The 23,525-nt window shown below is 42.8% G+C and carries 17 protein-coding genes; 5 read left to right on the top strand and 12 right to left on the bottom strand.

The genetic code is table 11. From position 1 onward, the window contains the following. The first annotated feature begins 55 nt into the window (after nucleotides 1–55). The gene (locus A1QO_RS17035; RefSeq protein ID WP_017033642.1) at nucleotides 56–790 is read left to right on the top strand and encodes an RNA methyltransferase; all 735 of its coding nucleotides are present in this window, start codon (nucleotides 56–58) and stop codon (nucleotides 788–790) included. A gap of 190 nt (nucleotides 791–980) precedes the next feature. Here the strand turns inward: A1QO_RS17035 and fdxA are convergent, their stop codons facing one another. Further along, nucleotides 981–1,304 (bottom strand): ferredoxin FdxA, encoded by a 324-nt coding sequence (gene fdxA, locus A1QO_RS17030; protein ID WP_017033643.1) that lies wholly within the window; start codon nucleotides 1,302–1,304, stop codon nucleotides 981–983. A gap of 244 nt (nucleotides 1,305–1,548) precedes the next feature. Here fdxA and A1QO_RS17025 point away from each other — a divergent pair, with 244 nt between their 5' ends. Further along, the gene (locus A1QO_RS17025) at nucleotides 1,549–3,162 is read left to right on the top strand and encodes an NAD(P)/FAD-dependent oxidoreductase (protein ID WP_017041413.1); all 1,614 of its coding nucleotides are present in this window, start codon (nucleotides 1,549–1,551) and stop codon (nucleotides 3,160–3,162) included. A 153-nt stretch (nucleotides 3,163–3,315) separates the two neighbouring features. Here A1QO_RS17025 and A1QO_RS17020 read toward each other — a convergent pair whose 3' ends face one another. From A1QO_RS17020 to A1QO_RS16995, 6 genes are all read right to left on the bottom strand, one after another. Beyond that, nucleotides 3,316–4,248 (bottom strand): Gfo/Idh/MocA family protein, encoded by a 933-nt coding sequence (locus A1QO_RS17020; protein ID WP_017041412.1) that lies wholly within the window; start codon nucleotides 4,246–4,248, stop codon nucleotides 3,316–3,318. 139 nt (nucleotides 4,249–4,387) lie between these two features. Further along, on the bottom strand, nucleotides 4,388–5,911 hold the full coding sequence (locus A1QO_RS17015; RefSeq protein WP_158006776.1) for a phospholipase D family protein: 1,524 nt from the start codon (nucleotides 5,909–5,911) through the stop codon (nucleotides 4,388–4,390). Between the two features lie 225 nt (nucleotides 5,912–6,136). Then, nucleotides 6,137–6,547 carry a VF530 family DNA-binding protein gene (locus A1QO_RS17010; RefSeq protein WP_017038153.1) on the bottom strand — a complete coding sequence of 137 codons (411 nt, stop codon included), beginning with the start codon at nucleotides 6,545–6,547 and terminating at the stop codon, nucleotides 6,137–6,139. A 145-nt stretch (nucleotides 6,548–6,692) separates the two neighbouring features. Further along, nucleotides 6,693–7,391, bottom strand: a complete 699-nt coding sequence (locus tag A1QO_RS17005; protein ID WP_017038154.1) for a substrate-binding periplasmic protein — start codon at nucleotides 7,389–7,391, stop codon at nucleotides 6,693–6,695. Between the two features lie 144 nt (nucleotides 7,392–7,535). Next, nucleotides 7,536–8,144 carry a sugar O-acetyltransferase gene (locus tag A1QO_RS17000; RefSeq protein ID WP_017041410.1) on the bottom strand — a complete coding sequence of 203 codons (609 nt, stop codon included), beginning with the start codon at nucleotides 8,142–8,144 and terminating at the stop codon, nucleotides 7,536–7,538. A 26-nt stretch (nucleotides 8,145–8,170) separates the two neighbouring features. Continuing rightward, nucleotides 8,171–8,962 (bottom strand): PhzF family phenazine biosynthesis protein, encoded by a 792-nt coding sequence (locus tag A1QO_RS16995; protein ID WP_017033650.1) that lies wholly within the window; start codon nucleotides 8,960–8,962, stop codon nucleotides 8,171–8,173. A 367-nt stretch (nucleotides 8,963–9,329) separates the two neighbouring features. On the opposite strand from A1QO_RS16995, the gene ylqF reads away from it, so the two are divergent. Further along, nucleotides 9,330–10,274, top strand: a complete 945-nt coding sequence (gene ylqF, locus A1QO_RS16990; RefSeq protein WP_017038156.1) for a ribosome biogenesis GTPase YlqF — start codon at nucleotides 9,330–9,332, stop codon at nucleotides 10,272–10,274. Nucleotides 10,275–10,499: 225 nt separating this feature from the next. Here the strand turns inward: ylqF and A1QO_RS16985 are convergent, their stop codons facing one another. Continuing rightward, nucleotides 10,500–11,480, bottom strand: coding sequence for a CobW family GTP-binding protein (locus A1QO_RS16985; RefSeq protein WP_017041409.1), 981 nt, complete (start codon nucleotides 11,478–11,480; stop codon nucleotides 10,500–10,502). 557 nt (nucleotides 11,481–12,037) lie between these two features. Between A1QO_RS16985 and A1QO_RS16980 the strand changes: the two genes are divergently transcribed. Together A1QO_RS16980 and cqsA are read left to right on the top strand one after the other, a co-directional pair. Beyond that, the gene (locus A1QO_RS16980) at nucleotides 12,038–12,991 is read left to right on the top strand and encodes a TDT family transporter (protein ID WP_017041408.1); all 954 of its coding nucleotides are present in this window, start codon (nucleotides 12,038–12,040) and stop codon (nucleotides 12,989–12,991) included. Nucleotides 12,992–13,359: 368 nt separating this feature from the next. Continuing rightward, the gene (gene cqsA, locus A1QO_RS16975; protein WP_017033654.1) at nucleotides 13,360–14,538 is read left to right on the top strand and encodes an alpha-hydroxyketone-type quorum-sensing autoinducer synthase; all 1,179 of its coding nucleotides are present in this window, start codon (nucleotides 13,360–13,362) and stop codon (nucleotides 14,536–14,538) included. A gap of 73 nt (nucleotides 14,539–14,611) precedes the next feature. On the opposite strand, the gene A1QO_RS16970 is transcribed toward cqsA, so the two are convergent. The 4 genes from A1QO_RS16970 to A1QO_RS16955 form a co-directional block, all read right to left on the bottom strand. After that, nucleotides 14,612–16,645 carry a hybrid sensor histidine kinase/response regulator gene (locus A1QO_RS16970; RefSeq protein ID WP_017041407.1) on the bottom strand — a complete coding sequence of 678 codons (2,034 nt, stop codon included), beginning with the start codon at nucleotides 16,643–16,645 and terminating at the stop codon, nucleotides 14,612–14,614. A 369-nt stretch (nucleotides 16,646–17,014) separates the two neighbouring features. Continuing rightward, nucleotides 17,015–20,056, bottom strand: a complete 3,042-nt coding sequence (locus A1QO_RS16965) for an AAA family ATPase (protein WP_017041406.1) — start codon at nucleotides 20,054–20,056, stop codon at nucleotides 17,015–17,017. A 2-nt stretch (nucleotides 20,057–20,058) separates the two neighbouring features. Continuing rightward, nucleotides 20,059–21,201, bottom strand: coding sequence for an exonuclease SbcCD subunit D (locus tag A1QO_RS16960; protein ID WP_017038162.1), 1,143 nt, complete (start codon nucleotides 21,199–21,201; stop codon nucleotides 20,059–20,061). Nucleotides 21,202–21,515: 314 nt separating this feature from the next. After that, on the bottom strand, nucleotides 21,516–23,261 hold the full coding sequence (locus tag A1QO_RS16955) for a bifunctional metallophosphatase/5'-nucleotidase (protein WP_017041405.1): 1,746 nt from the start codon (nucleotides 23,259–23,261) through the stop codon (nucleotides 21,516–21,518). Between the last annotated feature and the right edge of the window lie 264 nt (nucleotides 23,262–23,525).

Below are 23,525 nucleotides of genomic sequence, written 5' to 3'. Positions count from 1 at the left end.
TTGTGTCCCCTTTTGTTTTCCTTATAATGAACGCGATTTTATTCGAGATAAAAAAATGATATCCAAAAACCAATTAAAGCTTGTTCGTGCTCTAAGCCAAAAGAAACAAAGAAAGGCGCTCGGCCTGTTCTTGGTTCAAGGTGAAAAGAATGTCCTAGAACTGATCAATAGTTCTCTAACCACACAACATATCTTTGCCACCGCTGAGTTCCTAGCTGCGCATACCCATCAATTAGAAGGCTTTGATTGTGTTGAAGCATCACTCGATGAATTAACCAAAGCCAGCACGCTAAAAAGCAACAATGCAGCGATTGCCGTTGTTGAAACGCCCAAAGCTGAAATCCCATTAGCGAAAGGAATGATGATCGCCCTAGATGGCGTTTCAGACCCAGGAAACTTGGGAACCATTATCAGAGTTGCCGATTGGTATGGCATTAAGCACATTGTCGCAAGTATTGACTGTGCTGACCCATATAACCCAAAAACCATCAGTGCAACCATGGGAAGTTTTGCTCGCGTTCAAGTCACTCTTGTCGACTTACCCGCTTATTTGGAAGGCGCTAACTTACCGGTTTATGGGGCATTCCTTGAAGGGGAAAGCGTCCATGAGACTGTATTTAAACCCGAAGGCATCTTACTTATGGGCAGTGAATCGCATGGTATACGAAGCGAAGCAGCGCCTCTGGTGACAGACAAAATTACCATTCCGTCTTTTGGCGAAGCAGAATCACTGAATGTGGCGATGGCGAGTGGCATCATCTTGGATAACTGGCGTCGTCAGCACAGATAGCCCTTGTAACTATTTCGTGTATAAAAAAGTACGTGTACAAAAAAAGTGCACGTACAAAAAAAGTGCACGTACAAAAAAAGCGTTAAGGGGCCACTTAACGCTTTTTTGCCACTAAAACAAAAGAATGTAAAAACACAGAACGACAAAAACACAATAGCAGAAATCAAATCAACGCTGAGTTGTGCGCGGGTTACTTCTCTAGCATCCCTAGTTTATTTTCCACCCCGTTCCACTCTTCCGCTTCTTCCATAGCAGGCTTAACTTCGGTGATATTGGGCCATATTTCAGCGAGTTCTTCATTCAACTTGATGAATACTTGTTGATCATCAGCCAGCTCATCTTCTTGGAAAATAGCTTGAGCGTTACATTCAGGCACACATAACCCACAGTCAATGCAATCAATTGGACTAATCGCTAAGAAGTTTGGACCTTCATAAAATGCATCTGCTGGGCATACGGCCACGCAGTCAGTATATTTACATTTGATGCAGTTATCGGTTACGACGAACGCCATGGTTACTCGCTCTTAATTAGTCAAATTCAGGATGGGGGATGATACTGATCCTTGATAAAAATACAATCACCTTAAAATGAAAATGGTTAGATTGGTATGCTCATTCCCCCGATTAATTTCCGTTAAAGTATATGACACTTCGCCCTACTTCACGTAAAATGCGCGCCATTGTGAGCGTAGTCATCTTGTCATCAGAGGTTTGGATGACTGTGCTAAGACACCTATTATCAACATCGAGAACCCCATGATACGTTTAACTGAAATAAAGCTCCCTCTAGATCATGAAGAGGAAGCGATCTCTGCAGCAATCATCACCAAATTAGGCATCAAGCCAGAACAACTGCTTTCATTTAATCTATTTAAACGCGGCTATGACGCGCGTAAAAAATCGAAGATCTTACTGATTTATACTCTTGATGTTGAAGTCGACAATGAAGCAGAACTGCTGGAAGCGTTCATCAGCGACCCACACGTAAAAGTTACCCCAGATATGGAGTACAAGTATGTCGCTAAAGCGCCAGCGGTTCAAACCGAGCGCCCTGTCGTGATTGGGTTTGGCCCTTGCGGTTTATTTGCCGGTCTCGTACTCGCTCAAATGGGCTTCAACCCAATTATCGTAGAACGTGGCAAAGAGGTCCGTGAGCGTACCAAAGATACATTTGGTTTCTGGCGCAAACGAACTCTGAATACTGAATCAAACGTACAGTTTGGTGAAGGCGGTGCGGGCACATTCTCTGATGGCAAACTCTACAGCCAAGTTAAAGACCCAAAACATTATGGTCGTAAAGTCATCACTGAATTCGTTGAATCGGGCGCACCAGCAGAAATCATGTATGTCAGCAAACCTCATATCGGAACGTTCAAACTGGTTACAATGGTCGAAAAGATGCGCGCCAAAATCATCGAACTTGGTGGTGAAATTCGTTTCAGCACCCGTGTTGATGACATCCACATGGACGACGGTCAAATTACAGGGTTAACACTTTCCAATGGTGAAGAAATTCACACACGCCATGTCGTTCTCGCTATTGGACACAGTGCACGTGATACCTTTGAAATGCTGCACGACCGTGGAGTCTATATGGAAGCAAAGCCATTCTCTGTGGGTTTCCGAATTGAGCACAAACAATCTATGATTGACGATGCCCGTTTTGGTAAAAATGCGGGGAACCCAATTTTAGGGGCGGCGGATTACAAACTGGTTCATCACTGCAGTAACGGGCGAACGGTATACAGCTTTTGTATGTGCCCTGGTGGAACCGTGGTTGCTGCTACCTCAGAAGAAGGGGCTGTGGTGACTAATGGCATGAGCCAATATTCACGCGCGGAAAGAAATGCAAACAGTGCCATTGTGGTCGGTATTTCACCCGAGCAAGATTACCCAGGTGACCCATTGGCGGGCATTCGTCTACAACGTGAGTTAGAAGCCAGAGCCTACAAGCTAGGCGGCGAAAACTACGATGCACCAGCACAAAAGATCGGTGATTTCCTTAAAGGACGCGATCCAAGCGAGCTCGGCAATGTTGAGCCATCATTTACGCCTGGAATTAAACTAACAGATCTATCGAAAGCATTGCCCGACTTCGCTGTCGAAGCAATTCGTGAAGCGATCCCGGCCTTTGATAAAAAGATCAAAGGGTTTGCGATTGAAGATGGTCTTCTTACTGGTGTTGAAACCCGTACCTCTTCACCGGTGTGTATTAAACGCGGCAAGGATTACCAAAGTATCAATTTAAAAGGTTTCTTCCCTGCGGGCGAAGGCGCAGGTTACGCTGGAGGAATCTTATCGGCAGGCATAGATGGTATTAAAGCTGCAGAGGCCGTTGCGTTATCTATGGTAGAACAAGCCGAGAAATAACCGAAAAGTTACGCTCCAATTAGGATCATAGAAATCGTTTCGTCTATCAAAAAAGGCAATCAACATTCCATTGATTGCCTTTTTAATGAGCACTTAAGCCGTTTTTAGCACAATCTCAGTGAGTCATTACCCTCACTTCAGTTCGTTCAGAAACTACTTACTGATCTGCTTTGTAATTTTCTGATAAATGGCTTCAGCGAGTTCGTGAGACGCAATATTTCGATCAATGATGGTTTGATTGATTGCCCCTTTTTGTATTACGTTAAACCAATCTAGAATCATCGCTTCAAATCCTTTGCTTGTTAGCATTGGTGTCCAGTCCTTAAGGCTTATGTGGGATTGATTGTTACCCTGCCATACTTTTCCTTCGACAAAGGAATCAAACTCTATCGCTTTATTGTTATACACTGCCTGTACTCGTTCACAAGTAACGCCAAAATTGCGATTCATAGACGCATGCAAAAGAGCGCCTTGCGCTTGCCACTGCACATCAAGACGAGTCAACAATTGCCCGTTCATTTGATGAGTAATAGTCAAGTCATCTAACGTACGCTGACCATTGAGGTTAATGCTATCTAGTGGGTGTATAAAATCATCAAAAATAAATGTTTTAAGCTCCCCAGCAAGATTGTGACGATGTTTCTCCCATCGAAGGGAAGTCAGGTTTCCGACCGCGCTTTGCTGCAATTCAGGAATATGCTGATTGAATAAGGGGATGTGGCGGCGATTAAACCCTACATACAACGGAGCTGAATGTTGATGAGATAAGCTATACAACTGCTCAACTTGATGAAACGTATCTGAGAGCGGCTTATCAACGAATGTTGCGATGCCTTGCTTTAAGAAATAGCTCGCTATATTAAAATGCGCTGACGTTGCAGCGTGAATCATCACTGCGTCGACCTTCATCATTGGCAGAGAATGATAATCGGTACAATACTCTTTAATTCGATATTGCTCAGCCACTTCATGCAACACATCAGGATTTCGCGTACAGACAACTAACTCAATGCCCTTACATTGCGCTAATACGGGCAAGTAAGCTTTTAATGCGATATCGCCTAATCCAATGATTCCAACTCTCATGGTTTACCTTAACTTATGGCTTTTAATAATGGTTTAAATAATGACGCTAAATAATGGAGGGTGACGATGCTTGCCACTCTGTTCCGTTTCTGACTGCGAGGCTAGATACTGATGCATTAGCGTATTGCAATAATATCAATCACAACTGGTCTTCTATAGGCAACAAGCCCGCTAGCCACGCTCCCATCCTTTGCCAGAGTGTAGCTTCTGGTTCAGAGGTTAGGGTCGTATCGGTCGTTGGGTCATACCAAGCGATGTTGTCGTTTTCTATCACAACCTGGTAGGCATTCAACTTAAGCCCTAATTGAACGGCTTCCAATGACTTTTGAACATATTCAGGTTGCTCGATGACGACAGCCATTTCCGTATTCAAATTCGCTGAACGCGGGTCCCAATTCATTGAACCAACAAATATTTTATTCCCGTCCAATAGCATGGCTTTTGCGTGTAAACTTGACCGGCTACTACCAGTAAAGCTCCACTTATTGTCAAGATGAGCACTCGCTTTGATTTCCCAAAGTTCAATTCCGCCTTCGACCAGTTCTTGCCGGTACTTCGCGTACCAACCGTGAACAGCAAAAACGTCGTTTGAAGCGAGCGTATTAGTGATTATGGTGATTTTTTTTCCCGATTCGACGGCATCCACTAGACTGGCACTGCCCTCTTTAGTGGGAACGAAATAAGGAGAGATTAACACTAAAGAGTTTTCTACTGTGCCTAGCAATGTCGTTAAGTTATCCACCAACTGGCTGCTTTCACCTGACACTTTATCAGGCAAATCATACCAGAGCTTTCCCTTACCCCAATACAACGACAATTCACGGTTCGCGATCTTTTGGTAAAAAGGAAGTTGAGTAAAGTCGTAGTCTCCAGAAGAAAACATACTTTCTAACTGTAACTCTTCAACCGTTTTGGCCACCTCTTCTTCAGAGAAAACAGAAGCATTGGGATAAATCCACTTCATCGGCACTGTATAATCGCTGTTCCAATAGATATCAAACTGATCTGCAGACTGCTCGACTGTGTTCCCATAAAGTAAGAGATCAAAGTCGCCAAACTCAACACTCGATTCAAACGAAAAGTACTCATTACCAATATTTCGCCCGCCGACAATGCTCAGAACAGAATCGGCAGTCATCGATTTATTGTGCATGCGGCGATTTAAACGGTCAAAATCTGACACCAAGGCAAGACTTCGGGCTTGCCTGTACTGATGAGGATTAAAAAGGCGGATTTCAATATTAGGGTGGGTCGCCAATGACGCCATATCTCGATCACTGCGCTTTTGCATGTCATCTAGTAGTATCCTAACTCGAACCCCTCTTTTTGCCGCTTCATAGAGACGCCATGTAAGTAGTTGACTGGTTTCATCGTTCCGATAAATGTAATACTGAACGTCTATGCTTTTTTGCGCAGACTCTATCAACGCTAAACGCGCCAGTAATGCATCGTGACCACGGCTCAACGGTAAAAATCCCGTGTAAATACGGGTATCATACTCGGTTTGCTGGAACACCAAATCAAGCTTAGAGCCCTGTTGATACCCATAGTGAGAACTGACGGACTTAGGCGCGTCCGAAGTCATATGACTTGTTGAACTGCATCCCCATAAGGCTACAGCAAGCAATATTGTGATCACCCTTAGATGGGCCTTTATGCACATAGACACCGACGATACCTATTGTTCTAATATGATTATCAAAAACCAAAGTCCTTGATTCATTGTGTGTTTAAGTAATATGAACTCTAAGACTACACCAAAAAGAGGCGTAACGACCAAGACTTATGCTTGCAGATGAGGTGAAGATAATATTGAAAGTAGAAAAGATAGAATTCAGACTGCTGCAGTTCTGCAACAGTCGATACAAGGGTTGATTATTCGCTGCTATTACGAACGGCGATTATAGCGGCCGCCAGCAGAAGCTCGCGCTTTGTGGGAAGAAGCAGCCTTCGCTTGTGATGACAAAATCGATTCCACTGTGAGTGGCATTGGGTCGCGTGGTTCTATTCCTGACGGGTAGGTTCTTTGTCGTGGAGGCAGCTTAAATTGTTCTTCACTCGCTTTAGGCATTCGCTTGAAACGTGATAGATAAAAGTTCTCTAGCTTTTCTCTCGCCCATTCCGTTTTGCGTAAATATTTTAAACTGCTTTCTATCGTCGGCTTCGTGTGGAAACAATTAATACGCATAGCCGCATCGAGAATATCCCAACCATAGTAATCAACCAGCTCGGTAAGTAACTGTTCTAATTTAAGACCGTGTAGAGGGTTGTTTTGCTGTTCTTGTAGCTCTTGTGACATGTTTGCCCTATTGACGAGATAATGATGACGCCCCGATTATACGCATAATTCATGCTTAATATAACCATTATCAACCCTACTATTATTTATGGTAAAACGGTATGTCTCTGTAACATCCGTATGGGTCGACTTTTAGCTTGGGCCTTTAGCGCAGCGCTCTTATCGCTATGTTTAATTCAAACATGAACCTTGGGTATTTTTCCAAAAAATTGTTGGAGATATAAACACCAAACTCTTTTTCTTTTTCCAATATAATATGATATTTGTCACTGTTTTCTACATAATGCTGGAACACTACTTCCGCTACGAAAACGGCATCCGTTTGCCCTGAGTCCAATGCTTCAACAAGACCTTGTATATCCACGGCATGCGGTAAGGTATTGTATTCATTATTTAACAACCAATAGTTAGTGTTGGTATTGAGTAAACTCATTACCCTAGCCTCTTTTTTAAAGACATCTTTTCTTGGATCAAACTGATCCATATTCTTCTTCAATACGACCCAAACCCACCGATTGACCATAACCGTTTCAGAAAAAACAGCGTATCGATCTCGCTCGCTATTTTTTGATGCCATAAAAAATCCATCTGAACGTCCAAGCCTCAATTCTGTCAACGCTCTACCATGATTAGAACCCACTTCTATGTTGTAATTCACGTCTAGGGAATCGAGTATCGTGGTCACTTTATCTACGCCCAAGCCTGTAGGAATACCCTGATTATCGACCGTGGTATAAGGGGGGAAATCTGGCAGGAAAAAGTGCATATCATACTTTGCCAGTGCTGAAAATGAAGCAAGTACACTGACTAACAGTAAAAAAACAATGTTGAATCGATCACGCATAATGTTTAATTGTTCCTATCTAGGCATGACAATAAGTATAGAAATTAATTAACGAAATAGCGAAATTCGCGCGAATAGCGATAGATTTAAAGTTTTGTGATTGGGTTGATACAAAATTTAACCTCTCTTTCGAGCCCTAATCCATCACTCTAACTCATTCATTTCTTGCCACATTTCTTCTATTTCTTGATCTGTTGGCATTTCACCTTGAGTAATGGTTTTCATCACTCGGCAAGGTGACCCAACAGCGACACTGTCAGCGGGTATGCTCTTGGTCACGACACTGCCCGCACCGATAACACAACGATCTCCGATGCTCACACCATCAAGAATTACCGCCCCTGCGCCAATCCATACATTATCGCCAATCGTAATTGGGTTTGCAGTCGCAACCGGTAATACTCTCTCAGACAAACTCAACGGGTGGCTTGCGGTGCTGATGACAACATTTGGGCCTATTTGTACATATTGCCCAATGGTCACTTCTGCAAGATCCAGAATTTTAACATCGTAATTGAGAAAACCGCCCTCTTTAAAGTGAATGTTTTTTCCCATATCACAGTGAAAGGGAGGGACGATATGGACGCCATTGCTGCTCCCCAGTACTTCCTTCATGATGTTCTGGCGTAAACGTTCCTCTGAGGGACGTGAATAATTGAAGTCATACAACTTTTCCTTCACGGCTTGTTGAAAATGAAACAAATCAGAATTGATGGGGATCTGCACCTCAAATCCCGAAACTGTGTACTTCATACTAACCCCTTAATCAAAGCCTGAGCTTAGATAAAAATCGTGCCTTTTAGATACAAGACGCCATAACCTGCGATCGTCACTCGTTCACTTTGCACATCGCAATACACGACGCCCCCTCGACCAGAGGATTGGTACGCGACCAGTTTGTTCTTATTCAAAATACCCGACCAATACGGGGCAAGACCCGTATGCATAGAACCGGTGACGGGATCTTCGTCACCTCCTGAAGCTGGCCAAAAGTAACGAGAGACAAAATCGTATTCATTCGACAATGCTGTGACGGCGACATCAAAAGGCGCCAACCGCTTGAGCTGCTCGCTGTCATAACTGACTTCTTTGACTTCTTGTTCAGAAGCCAATACCGCGACATAAGCTTGATTGTTCTTTAATACTTGCTGAGGCGTTATTGATAATCCTTTTAGTAAATGCTCTGGGATATCTGAAACTGACTGAAGAGGCTGCTTAGGGAAGTTCATTTCAATACCACCGTCCAACCGCTGAACCACCATTAACTCACCAACACTCAATGTTTCATAGGTGATTTCGCCCTCACAACCGAGGTAGTTAAACAGTACAAATGAAGCAGCCAGCGTTGCATGGCCACAAAAGTCTATTTCGGTTATTGGCGAGAACCAACGGATTTGATAATGGTTATCTGAGGTTTGTTTGATAAAAGCAGTTTCAGAGAGATTATTTTCAATCGCGATACTTTGCATCTGCGCTGAATCTATCCAATGCTCTAATGGAACCACTGCCGCCGAATTTCCTTTAAATTGAACGTCGGTAAATGCATCCACCACATAGATACCCAGTTCCATTTTCACTATACCCTTCTTCAACTGTTTTTCCTTAAACATGATTACCCTTTGTATTTCTTATGATTTCGCTTCGATTACTCCTACCACACTACGCTATTGTCAGTATCACTTCTAGAACATGATTCAAAAACCTCTTGGGCAAACTTATCAACACAAGCTCATAAACACAGCTTCACACTAGCCTAAACAATAACGCATAGGTCTACGATGAATGGATCCATTGAATACAACCGCGTGAATCTTTAGTACAATTGCGCAAAAGTACAGGCGCGCAAAAGTACAATGGCGCAAGATTAAGTTAATGAATGTTGACCGAACGTCGGTAATCACTCGGTCAAAACAACACTATTTAAGGCATTATTTTCAAATGGTTAATAACACAATCCAATGGTTTCCAGGGCACATGCATAAAGCCCTTAAAGAGATTGAAGAAGCGATTCCTCAGGTCGATGTCATTATCGAAGTACTTGATGCTCGTATACCATTTAGTAGTGAGAACCCGGTCATTTCCAAGCTACGTGGCGAAACGCCGGTAATAAAAGTACTGAATAAAAGAGATTTAGCGGATCCGGAGCTTACCCAATTATGGATAGATCACCTTGAAAAAGAACAAGGAGTAAAAGCCATCGCTATTACTACTTCCCAGGCTCATGAAGTAAATAAAGTCATGGATCTCTGCCGTAAACTGGCTCCCCATCGAGAAGAAATCGGAAAGAATATTCGCACCATGATCATGGGGATTCCAAATGTCGGTAAATCCACCATCATCAATTCACTCGCTGGTCGAACTATCGCGGTCACGGGCAACCAGCCTGCAGTTACTCGTCGTCAGCAACGTATCAACCTGCAAAACGGTGTGGTGCTTTCAGACACCCCTGGCGTTTTATGGCCAAAAGTAGAAAACCCACACAGTGGTTTCCGCTTAGCTGCGACCGGTGCGGTAAAAGACACCGCAATGGAATACGACGAAGTGGCTTTCTACACCGTTGAATATCTTGCAAAACAATACCCAGAAAAGCTCAAGCAGCGCTACATGATCGATGAATTGCCTGAGTCGGATGTTGAGCTGATGGAAGAGATTGGACGCAAACGAGGGGCTTTACGCTCTGGTGGTCGTGTTGACCTCCATAAAGCCTCTGAGATTCTTCTTCATGAACTTCGCAATGGAACACTGGGGCAAATTACTCTAGAGCTTCCAGAGATGATCACCAAAGAGCTGGTTGAAGTCGAAATTGAAACAGCGAAAAAAATAGAGCAACAAATTAAGAAAAAAGAAGAGCGACGAAAGCGCTACCTTCGAAATAAGCGTTAGCTCTTTGGTCAGCGAATGCCGGTCAATAGAGGCTAGCTTTGCATCCTAGCAATGTACACTGGTACTGTGCGCTCAAACGATAGACATTATCCGATGAGCGCTTTTCTTCAATCATTATTCAAGTAACAGCTTAACTTGTAATCGCTCAGAACTGTTCTGACAGTTAACGATTCATAGGTACAAAGACACAAAACCCCTTACATACAAACACTGAGTACCACACCGTTACATGCCGGCAATTTTAAGTAGAACCGTTTCGAGTTGATCCCATGGCATTAGCTCGGTATCAATGACTTCAATTCTAGATTCGAAACCCTCTAGCGATATCTCATTGACAGAAACCACGCCATTAGCAATGTTAAAAGCAAAGCAACCTTGATTTGTATTCACCACCGCTTTAACGCGTTCTGCTGTCAATGCACTAAACATGGAAAACAGTTCGTCAAAATCAAATGAGTGCTCTGCGCCAAAAAGCCATCCACAACTGTGATAGCCTTGACCAGCGTTTTCTTTTCTGACAAAAGCTTGCCCTGGTGGCAGTTGAAACTGAGGCTCCATCTCTGCATGATGATGGTGATGCTCTTCAATCTGAGCAGACGCACCAGTTTCACGTCTCGTGATATCGAGCGTTTCCAAAGGGATCTGCCCCTGAACGACGGTTTGACTCAAGACCTTAGTTGGATTCTGCTGTGCAACCCAACGTTCGAACACGTCTAAGTCGTTGCTATCACATTGATCCATCTTATTGGCGATGACAACGTCTGCTGTCGCGAGTTGATCATTGAAATTCTGATTTTCAATGTATTTGTCGATACTCAAATTTCGCGGGTCAACGAGTGCAATCGTCGCTTTCAGATCAACATAGTTTTGGTACTGAGGTGAAATGAGCGTTGCCACCACTTTTTTAGGATGTCCAAGCCCTGTTGGTTCGATGATCAAACGATCAGGATTTCGTCTTAACAATGCATTGATCCCAACCGACATTGGAACACCTGCGGTACAACACATACAGCCACCGGGCACTTCTTTAATCATCGCCCCATTTTCCGCCAAAATCGCACCATCTATGCCTATTTCGCCAAATTCATTGACCAGCACCGCCCAATTTTCTTCTTCTGGTTTGTTCTTTAGTAAGTTGAGTATGGCTGTCGTTTTACCAACGCCCAAGAATCCGGTGATGATATTAGTGGGAACACGATTGTTCATGAAAGAACCTTTACATAAGAAGTTATTAAGGGATTATATAGAGAAAGGCTCGGTTTCAAAATGCCTAAACGACGAAAGGCGCACCGAATTAAGTGCGCCCTATCCCTCGTTACTCAATCGTGAGTTCGCGAATCAAGTCATCAAAGATGCAACTTGAACTGTTACGAGGAGCTAAATTTTTGTTACATTGAATCCATCCAAATTGTGCGTAAGACCCTTTGCGTTCCTCCCTGCGAGTCGGTGGTTCAGATTGCCTTACCCATTAACTATGGTTCAAATCTGCAAAAACACAAGCACAGTTAGTGACATCTATCACACTTCAAGCTCATAGGCATACATTATTTCGTCTTGTATTCCTTATCCATTAAGAACTGGACACTTACTTTTCAAACAGTCCGTCAATGAACACTCAACCATGGAAGCCTCACGCTCAGTAGTAACCATTGAAATATTACGGATACTGTTTGCAAATCAACCGACTAGATTGATACTATTCGCCGGGTAAAATCTTGATCCCTAAGATTTTTCACATGCAGTATTCGAATACGGAGTAAATATTGAACTGGAAACGATTTATTCAATTTAGCGGCGTACCACCATCGCAAGCTTCTTTAGCGTTAGGCATGATTGGTTTAGGTCAAGCATGGGATCTTTACTTACCTTTTTATGGTGATTTAATTAGACCTTACCTTGCAGGCATTGGCGCGCTTTTATTACTTCCAGTCTTACTAAAATACATCACTCATTTTAGAACGTTCATTAGTGATCTTCGTCATCCTGTCAGTGGGAGTTTAATGGCCCCCATCAGTATGTCTTTACTGATGCTATGTGACTATTTGGCCGCGGTTTCCCCGATTATCGCTTATCCTATTTGGTTCGCAGCTCTACTACTTCACCTTTCTATGATGACGTTGTTCTTCACATTTCAGCTCTCTAACTTCAAAATGTCGCATATATTGCCTAGTTGGTTCTTGTATCCGGTAGGGTTAATCAGTAGCTCACTTGCAGGGACTCAATTTGGATACACCGTGTTTTCTTCGACTCTAGTTAACACATGTATCGCAATCTACTTCTTTATGCTTCCTGTGGTTCTTTATCGCTTGGTATTTGAAGGCGCATTGTCGGTTCGAGCTAAACCAACTCTGGCAATCATGGCAGCGCCTATCAACCTATCGCTAGCCAGTTACTTGGTCAACTTTCCTAACCCAGACCCTATTTTAACGGGTGCATTAGCGGGTATTGCTGTCACTATGACGCTGTTTATCTATTTATGCTATTTCAGATTACTGCGTCTTCATTTTAAGCCTTCAATAGCGGCAATCACCTTTCCTTCTGTGATTAGCTCTGTAGCAATGTACCGATTGACTGACTTTTTTGACGAGTATCATCCACACTGGCATTGGCTTCATAAATTCGGTTTATTGGAACTGACTATTTCTACTGGCTTAGTTATTTGGGTCTCTATCGGATTCATCAAAATGTACTGGCCCCAACTCGGTCAAAAGTCTTAGTTTATTATTTCAACGATCATCGTTTGGGGCTTAACCGCCCCTCTCTACCTCAATGACAAATTTCGCATCAAGAATAACCACTTTAGATAAACGAACACCATTTTCTACTAATTTTAATCACGAAATTTTATCAATGATTTATTAGTCAATTATTAACTTTTTTTAAATGTCTGTTCTTTTCTTCTTAGACATTATTTTAATTAGACGCCGTGATGGTCCGGATTCACGCTCCTAATTCCTTCTCAAAACGTTTATTTCCAACCGTAACTAAAAAAACAGTTTTTCGTTGTCGACCAGTTCATGTTTTGCTGTCATAGATATTTTTATTAATACCCAATCAACCAATATAATAAAAATAAGGTGGAACTATGAATTATAAAAAATCATCAATACTGCCTGAGGCTTGCGCTAAAAAATTAGAACACGATCTCAACCGTTTGATTATTCCTGCCGATAAAGGCAAGAACTTAGTGCTGGGAAAGGCCCCTTCTCCGGGAGATGTTATTCTGCAAAGCAATGACTATTTAAATTTAGGTCACCACCCATCGGTTATCGGTGCCCAGGTTGCTTCATTACTATCAAGTAAAAATAATTCATTTATGTCGAACGTATTTTTACATAATGACGCACTCAGCAGAAAAACCGCTTGTGAAATGTCGAACTTTACCGAGTTTGATCACTGCATCATTGCGCCATCCGGTTGGATTGCTAATACCGCTTTAATGCAAACCATTTGTCATTCCCAAACCAATGTATATATCGATTTTTTTACTCACATGTCGTTATGGGAAGGCGCTCGATATGCTGGCGCCAACATTTTCCCTTTTATGCATAATAACACCCGTCATTTGAAGCGTTTAATTGGTCGAAACGGCCCAGGTATCGTTATCGTTGACTCGATTTACAGTACTCTGGGGACTATTGCGCCATTAATCGATATCGTTGCCGTTGCAAAAAACGCTGGTTGCGCGACCGTTGTTGATGAATCTCACTCATTGGGTACGCACGGTCCGCAAGGTGCTGGGCTTCTAAAGCATCTCAATATTTCTGCCGATGTTGACTTTATGACCGCAAGCCTGGCAAAAACGTTTGCTTATCGTGCTGGCGCAATATGGTGTAACAACCGTTTCGGCGAGAGTCTACCTTATACTGCTTACTCGTCTATTTTTAGTTCAGCGATGATGGAAAGTGAATTAGAAAGAATCAGAGCGACTCTTTCAGTAGTCAAAACATGTGATCAGGCAAGAGAAACGTTATTTGAGAATGCAAATACCCTGATCCAAGGATTGAAAAAAATTGGCTTTAACATCCGCAGCCAATCTCAAATAATAGCGATTGAAACGGGTGATTCCACTAACACGATAAATGTCAGAACTTATCTTGAGAAGCATGGCGTATTGGGGTCGGTATTCTGCCCCCCTGCGACGCCTAATAATAAAAACCTCATTCGTCTTTCGATAAACTCTGGCATTACGAAAGATCAGATAGAACACGTTATCTCTATTTTTCGCCATGCTTTTAATGAGCCTGATCTTTATTTCATATAACCGTAAATATAAACTATTTTTGGTCCGATTAGCTCATAAAATAGAAGATCATTTTTAGGCGCCATGGTATCTATTAAACATAGTGTTCTATTTTTTCTAGTAACGCATCTTTGGTTGCCGGCTTAATCACATAGTCATTCATGCCAACGTGTTTCATCTGGTCAATGCATTCTTGGCTATTATTTCCTGTATGCCCAATAATGGGGATATTTGATTTTATATGGCCCGATGCTCTCAATATCTGCGTTGCCTTATAACCATCAACATGAGGCATTTCTATATCCATAATGATGATATCAACGTCCTCGCTATCGACAAGCTTAAACACTTCACTGCCATCTTTGGCTTCTACGACTTGAAAGCCCTGCTGAGTGAGTAACAGAGTGGTCAAAGAACGCAGAGAATCATTATCATCGACCAGCAACACCGTTGTGCTTGTGTACGCCATCGTTTTTTTGGGTATCGCATTCTTATCATCGCAACTGGGGACAAAAAACAAGCGTTCTAGCGTTTGGGGTAACGATAATGTCATGTCTTTTTTGCTCACGGCACAACAAGATAGAAAGCGATTAAAATTTGAATGGTAGTGTTTATCCGGTTGATATAAGTAAACTATTTTGGCCTCAGTAAAGGAGAGTTTATCCTCTAGTAAAGCGAGAGCCAGTTCATCTATTTCATCGAGATCGACGAATATTAAATCATACTCAAATTGATACTCTTCTCTGTTCAGAGCAGTACTAAGAGAAACGGTTTGGAAAGAGTAGCCGCGATAAAAAGAACCGTCGTTTAACGCTTTTGTTATGGGCAGCTCAACATTAATCGATAGAATGGATTTATTTCGGATAAGATCGAGTTTAATATCTTTAACCCCATCTGAATCACATTTCGGGAACATTAAGACAAACTCAGTCCACTCCCCTTTTTCGGAATGGCACACAATATCCCCACCAAACGAGAGCATCACACGTCGGCAAAAGGGCAACCCGAGTCCAAAGCTGCCATTTTTTCCAAACGTGTAGAAATCATTGAATATCGACCCTATCTTCTCTTTTTCAATGCCAACCCCATTGTCTCGAACAGAAAGTACATTAAATTCGTGCGTAGATTCTACACGAATGTCCAATCGAAACGTTTCTTCACCCTGATAATAAAACGCATTTTTGAACAGATTGTACAATGCATACTTTAAAAGCGTGTCGCTGCCTAAGAATTCAAAGTTTTCACTTTTTGATACCACGACAGAATCTTTTGCATTGAGGGATTTGTAGGGATAGCTGTTAATGGCATCAGACAGAACCTCTTCAATGGTGTGTATCGAAAAAGTCGAACGAGAAACCCGATTTTCATCGATAGACGTCAACAGCAAGTCGATGGCTTCATTGCCATTTTTAATAATTTCACTCGCATCATCTAATAACTCACTCACTATCTTTTGATCTTTTTCAGATGGCGTGGGTGCCGACACACTATGGTCAACTAACATGGTTTTTAATAAATCTATCGTCGCTTTTAAAGCACTTAATGGATTTCTCATTTCATGTGCGATACCTGCACCGAAAGACTTGGCTAGCGCTATCTTAGACTCATGTTCCATCTGGTTTCTAAAATAGAAGATGTTTCCAAACATATAGGTAAAGACAAAAATCGGTACATAAGACCAATCAATCTCATGCCATTCCACTTGGCCACCAACAAAATAACTCGCGAGTATTGCACAGCCAATAGACACAACACATTGCATGACAAGAATGCGTGTTTCATGGACCAGGAGTATATGAAGAAAGATCGATGCCATGAAAGACATAACCCAAACAATGGACCAATCGTTCATCATCAACATGAATGAAAAAAAGAACGGTAAGCACAGAGCAATTGCCCACACATAGTAATGCGGTAAATATTTATGTAATGAACGAGGAACAAAGTCTCTTAGCGCCAGCATTAATAACGCGAGCGAACAAACAATCCGTAAAGGTAGGTTTTCATAGGGCTGAGGGAACACTGACGACCAAATATAGTAATAAAACGGAAAGCCTACAAAACCCATCCAGCCGACAATATTAAGATTAGGCTCAGCATACTTGTATATCTTATTAACAAGAGTCATTCCAACTTCCTAGTAAAGGCGCATTGACACTAAATTTGCTCACTGTGTTTAATGTCAGCTTAGTCCTCTTGAACCGTCGATCAATTCCTATTGATACAGGTTTCAATACGACCAAGCGACGCGCCTACTCATTTATTCCTATGCTTTTACGGTAGCGTATTCATACAGCTTCTGCTAATAAACACTTCGATTTTTCTACAGCCTACGAGTGCATATAGAGCCTCTTTCCTAGCGTCGATTTCTCATTCTCAAAGAACTTTTCTTAAGAAAGCCTATGCAGAAACGTACGCTCAAGATGAAAGTAGCCGTTCAGATCACGAACGGCTCGGCTCAGTATCCGCTATGATCAATGAATGACTCGTACGACGATCAATGAATGACTCGTACGACACTGCCAGTTCGACTTGGCTCTACGTCAATTCTCAACGTCATTTGTTCTTTGAGCTCACTCACGTGGGAAATAATCCCTATGGTTCTTCCACCTTGTTGAAGATCAATCAAGGTCTCAATGGCTAGATCGAGTGATTCAGGATCGAGACTGCCAAACCCTTCATCAATAAATAGTGTATCCAAACGAATCCCTCCACTATATGACTGCACAACATCAGAGAGGCCTAATGCCAGGGCTAGAGCGGCCATAAATGATTCGCCACCCGATAGCGTCGCCACATCTCGCATTTTACTGGTGTAGCCATCTTCCACAAGAAGATCGAGCCCTGAACCAGCGTTACCCTTTGTTCTTTGAGTCTTACGTTTAAGTTCGTAGCGACCTTTGCTCATTTTACGCAAGCGCAATGATGCTTGAATCAACACATCATCTAAAAGCACACCAAGGACAAAGCGGTGTAGACTGATCTTTGATCCTGTCTTGCCATTGGCAACATCACTGAGCGTACCCACCACTTCATATTGCTTGTTTAATTCTTCGTTCTGCTGCTTGAGCAACTTGAGCTTTTTCTGAACTTCATGATAACGATGCTGCGTCGACTGAAGCAGCGTGTGTTGCTGAGATAGGTCATCATGCTCCAATTCAGCCGCCTCTCTCTGCTGTATGAGGTGATCAACATCCGGTAACACTTTATCAGCCAGGCTAGCTTCTATCGCAATTAACTCGGTAGTCAACGCTGTTTTAGTTTGCTCAAATTGGGAAATTCTTAGCTCTAACGCATCGATTGCTGATTTGCTCAATGCACTTTCTATGTAATGAGCTTCAGTGGAAAATGGGCTATCTGTTAACGCCGTATTCCATTGCTCATCAGTTTGGGTTCGCGCCACAATTAACAAGGCTTTTTGTTTTTCTAATTCTTGGTTTTTTGCTTGTGCCGACACAAACGACTGCTGCGACTGGTCAAAATGTGACCTCGCTATTTTCTCTTGGTTAACCACGCGAGCTATTTCAGCATTTAGACTCCGCAACTTAGCATCAACCGAGACTAAATCACCGAATTCTTGAGGCATATTCTCAGTTCTCGAGTCTACTTCTGTCTGTATGCGGGCCATCGATACTTGAGCGATATTCACATATTCTAACTGGGTACTTAGATTGGTTTTAACCTCCAGTAGCGCCTGCTCTATTTCGCGCAGTGACGATTCAACAGACTCGATCCTCACTTGTTTGATCTCGGCTATCTTATGCTCTAACTGTGCAATCGTTTTGTCTGTCTCTTCTGCAGTCAGAGAAGGACGAGCCAGAAGCTGATCGTTAATGCCCAAAATAGCTTGTTCTGTTATTGCGATCTCTTTGCCACATTGAGCCAAATCATCCAGACATTTTTGCTCTATTTTGGCGACCTCTTTTTGGTGTCCTCGTGCGATATCGACATTTTTTTTCGTTACTTCATCATGAGTAAATACAGCAAGTTTTGGGTGCTCGACACTGCCACAGACTGGACATGGTTCATCAATATTGAGATGTTTTGCCAATTGCGCAGCTTGGCTTGAATGCCATAGATATTCTAGATTGTCTGCATAAGCGATGGCGTTTTCCGTTTGTTCTTTTGCCGCGGTTAGTTTGGCCTCTAACTTATCCTGATGTTCAAACTGCGTTTTTTGTTGACGTTCTAATCTCCACTTCTTCTGCTCTAACGTGCGCTGCTCGATAAGAGTATCGAGTTGCTGTTGAAGAATGGGCAATTGCTGTTGATTGTGCTTGGCGTTGTCGAGATCGATTCTTTTACTGGCGATTTGCACTTCCAATCGAGCCATCTCAGTTTGCAACTCATCGCGCTTTATTTCAGCCGATACACAGCTGCGTTGAGCTTCAATCAACTTTATCTCGAACTCAGATCGCTCAACTAACTTAGAACGAACGGAATCCAAATTAAATATCTGGTTTTGTATCTCAGCGAGCCCAGCTTGTGCTAACTGAGCTTGTTTCAAATTTGCTTCCGATTTAGATAACGTTTCTTTAGCGAGAGCCAATGCCACGCTAGACTGCTCTAGCTCAGCCAAATTATCGCTTAACGCTTTATGATTGCCTTTGAATTGAGAATGACAAACCGCCATTGAGAGAGCAAATGACGCATTATCTCGTTGACCGCGTAATTGTTTTACGTGATTTTCCTCGTTCAAGTGATCATTGAGCTGCTGTTTCTTCTGGGCTAAATGGCTAAATTTCTGCTTGAGTTCCTGTGATGCTTTTTCTTCTAACGTGGCTTTATCTAAGACGCTCTTAGATAGGTCAAGGCGCTGCTTTGATTCGCTTAGGCGATCAGTCACCTCATTTAGGTTTTGCTCCAACTGCTTTTCACTGTCAACATTAGCAACATCTAAAACGCCTTTTATTTGATTATCAAACTCGTCTTTCGCTTTTCTTATCCCAGCGGCCTGATCAAACAATGCGCGTTCAATGGCCGTATAAATATGAGTTTGAAATAGCTGACCAAATATCTGTTCACGCTCTTTAGAAGTCGCCGTCAACAACTCTCTAAACTTACCCTGAGGTAACACCATCACTTGACGAAACTGCTTCACATCAAGGCCAATAAGTTCGCGAATTTCTTTTAATACTGGGATTGGCTTGTTCGCAATCAGCTGCTCTTCATCGGTATTCAAACGATACAGTGTCGCGCTGTGTTTTCTTTCCGTCGTACCATCGCCTCTTTTTTTCGGCACTTCTTGCTCCGGCGATCGAACCACTTTGTATGAAACGGCACCGAGTTTAAACTCAAAACTAACTTCGGTGAGCAGTGAGACATCCGCGTAGTCGCAACGCATTTGATCGCCGGTTCGTTCACTGCCCGTAGTTTCACCATATAACGCATAGCAGATAGCATCCAAAATGGCGCTTTTTCCTGACCCGGTTGGACCATTAATCAAAAACAACGGGGCGTTACCCATAGCGGTAAAATCGATCACTTGTTGATTCGCAAAAGGCCCAAATGCTTGCAGTGTGAGATTAATTGGCTGCATGGTTATCCCTTCTGTTCATTGGTTAGCTCTTGGATCACTTTCAAAATGGTGTCGTTTTGTTGTTCTGACAAACTGCTCTTCTGGGCTTCCAAAAAGAAATCTCTGAACATGTCGATTTCTCCTCTCGCCAAACGGGCTTTACTCATTTGCTGCTCGATGCCTATAAGCATTCCAGGCTTCTCAATATGTAAGACATTGGGATACACCGCTCTCAGCTTTTCCATAGGGTCTAAAATGGCGTGTTTGTCGGTCAACCGAATGAGTAAATAGTCATGGGAATGCGGGTCACTGTGACCCTCCGCGATGATCTCATTGAGTTCCCCTTCGATGATCCTCATTTGATGCGGCGCGACCAAATCAATGTGCTGAGCCGATTGAAAACCGTTGCGATCAAGCTCAACCAAAGTCACCCCTTTTTTCTGGTGCTGCTCTGAAAAACTGTATTTCATCAGCGAGCCAGAGTAGCGAATGAAGTCTTCACCTTTTTTCTGTGGCTGGTGTAAATGACCCAGTGCCACATAGTCAAACGGCGTAAAGTGCTTATGACTTACTCTGTCCGAACCACCGATAGACAATGGACGTTCCGATTCTGATTCTATTGCCCCATCAACATAACAATGGCTGAGCAAAACATGTCGATGGTTCGGCATGAACGCTTTCACGATTTCACCAGTCAAAAACTGGTGAGCCTCATCATGTGTTGAAACGGGCTGGTTAAAATGATGGCGAACAAGTTCAGGATCATTGTAGGGCATGGCGTAAAACGCCACTTTTCCAGCTTGTTCTGTTTCTAAAACAATAGGGGCCATCATGTCTTCAAATGAACTGATGATATGCAGCCCTGAACTTCGCATTTGTTCTGAGCCAAAGCCCAAACGCATAGCGCCATCATGATTTCCCGGAATCATAATTATCGGCGTATTTAATTCGCTACAAATCGTGTTCACGGTCATATTCATCAGTTCAATCGCGGCAGTCGGGGGGACCGAGCGGTCATAAATATCACCCGAAATAATAACGGCATCCACGGGGTGCTGACGAATATAATCAATGAGCTGAATGAGCACAGCCTTTTGATCTTCGAGCAGAGAAATATTGTGAAATTGACGGCCTAAGTGCCAATCAGAGGTGTGAAGAAACTTCATAATGCCCTGAACCAATCTTGGTGACGATACTTAGGGCTGATAGTAGCAAAGAAATGATTTCAAAAGGAATGGTAAATACTGAAACGATATTTACAGCCACCTGAGTGGCTGTATTTTAGGGCTATATCCCTGAGAATGGCATGAAATAGACTAAAGCCGCCCAAACCAAAACCCAAGATACCACCACCATGACATCGAACCAATCACGACTCCACATTATTACCTCCCCCACATCTTCGCATCTTCTTCCAACGAAGACGCGTAAATAACATCAAAAGAGAAGCAAAGATTAAGCCAAGATCTTTTGTGCGTGATTAAGCTTCACCACAGCGCACGTTTTCATTGATTTGATTCAGCTTGTCAGGAAATTCTGTTAATAGCTCTGTAAAGCAATCGGCCATAGAAAGCGAAGTTACCACCCCTTCGTCTTTCATGTTGAGGATCGCGTCGTACCCTTCTTTTCCTTTCATTGTGTACGCCGAAGACGAACCGGTATAGACCATTTCTGGATCCAACGTGACCCAGCCAGAATCCTGTTTATATATTCTAAGGTCTTGTATTCTCTCACCTAAAGGGGCGCTAGGTGAATAATGAAAGCGAAGATTATGGGTGTAAGGATAAGATCCAGAACCGGTCCCATCAACGCCATTATTCGTCGCGTTATTAATGGCACCTTCCAGCACATGAGCTAGGTATTTACCTTTAATATGATAGACGCCGATCGGCACAGCAAAAGGCAACAATTTTCCAGCAATATCCGCGACAGAGACATCCCCTGGATGCAATGAATTTCGAACACCACCGGCATTATGTACGGCAAAATCGACATGATGACCGCGGCGGTTCATTGCCATGAGGAACGATTCAGCGACCAATGGCGCCAATTCGCTTTCGCCTTGACTATCAGGAATACGAACATGACGTAACGTATCTTTCGCGTGAGCAATAATTTGCTTTTGTAGCTTACGTACTCTGGGGATGTATTTTTCTAGCAGGATACGCTGAACGCCTTGATCTTTTTTACACACCACAACGTTTGGATGCTGCTTTAAAAAATCACACGCTTTAATATGGTGATCATCTGAGCCCGTTTGATTCATATTGGCATCTAAAAACAAACGACGCCCGAGCAACAATTCATTCTTACCTATCAATGAAACCACTTCCCCTACTTCATTAAACTGGATTTCACAATGGCCGATACTTAGCGCATGGAAGCCCGCTTGTACAACATAGGTTGTGTTTACCTTTATTCCGTAGTCATCGTCTTTTTCTAGCCCTAGAGCACTAAAATCACCTTGTAATCGGTGACTGTGCCCACCCACAATAACGCCGATACCACTGACTTGCTTTGCGAGTTCGATATCCGCTTCATACCCTAAGTGGCTAAGTAAAATTATCTTGTTGATTCCCTGTTTGTGTATCGCAGCCACCGTTCTTTTTGCGGTTTCTGTCGCGTCAACAAAGGGGGTATCAAAATCGGGGTTAGCAATATCCGCCATTTTATCCAACGAAAGACCGAATATTGCGATTGATTCTCCCCCTGCATCCTTAATCATCCAAGGGGCAATTTTTTCTTGATGACAAAAGCTCAATACATTTTTTGAGTCGGACACTCGGTACACTTTCTCTTTCTTTTCGTTGGAAAGGTCCCAGTTACCACAGAGCAAAGGAAAGTTGATGCGTTGAGCAAACTGAGCAACCGGTTCGTTTCCCATATCAAGCTCGTGATTACCCAAAGCCATTGCGTCAATGTCTAGTGCATTCAATAAATCTGCATTCGCCTTACCTTTAAAAAGAGAAAAGTACAGCGTACCTTGAAAGCAGTCCCCTGCATGCAGGAACACAAATGGCGTTTTCGTTTCTGTCGCATGTTGTTTCAGTTGCTTAGCTCGAGTGGCGATGCGTGCAAATCCCCCCGCACTGACGAACGGGGTTAGCGCCTGACCTTGCACATCTAAGTTTAAATGCAATGACGTCGGTTCGAAATAAGAGTGGGTATCGTTAATGTGCGCCAGAATCATTTTAGCTGGTCTATTCTTCATGTTTTTGTTCATCATTTATCATCTATTCCCGCTCATCCTAGCGTGCAAATCATGACAGAATCGTGACTTTTATGAAACATTCTTGAAAAAGAAACGTCTCTTTTCCCCTATTTTTCCACTTTTCCCAGCTCACTCTGCAGAGATGTATTGATCGACAAAAATGATTATGTGAGCTAACAGTCTGCTTATTCGATACTTTTCTATTATGCTTATGGTTAAGTGATATAAAAACAAGTGAGATAAGAATACAGCGCACACAGTCACGTTATCTTATACTTA

It is taken from the genome of Vibrio genomosp. F10 str. ZF-129, from assembly GCF_000287055.2.
Lineage (GTDB): Bacteria > Pseudomonadota > Gammaproteobacteria > Enterobacterales > Vibrionaceae > Vibrio.
The sequence above is the reverse complement of the archived record's forward strand: the minus strand, read 5'-3'. Positions and strand labels throughout refer to the sequence as shown.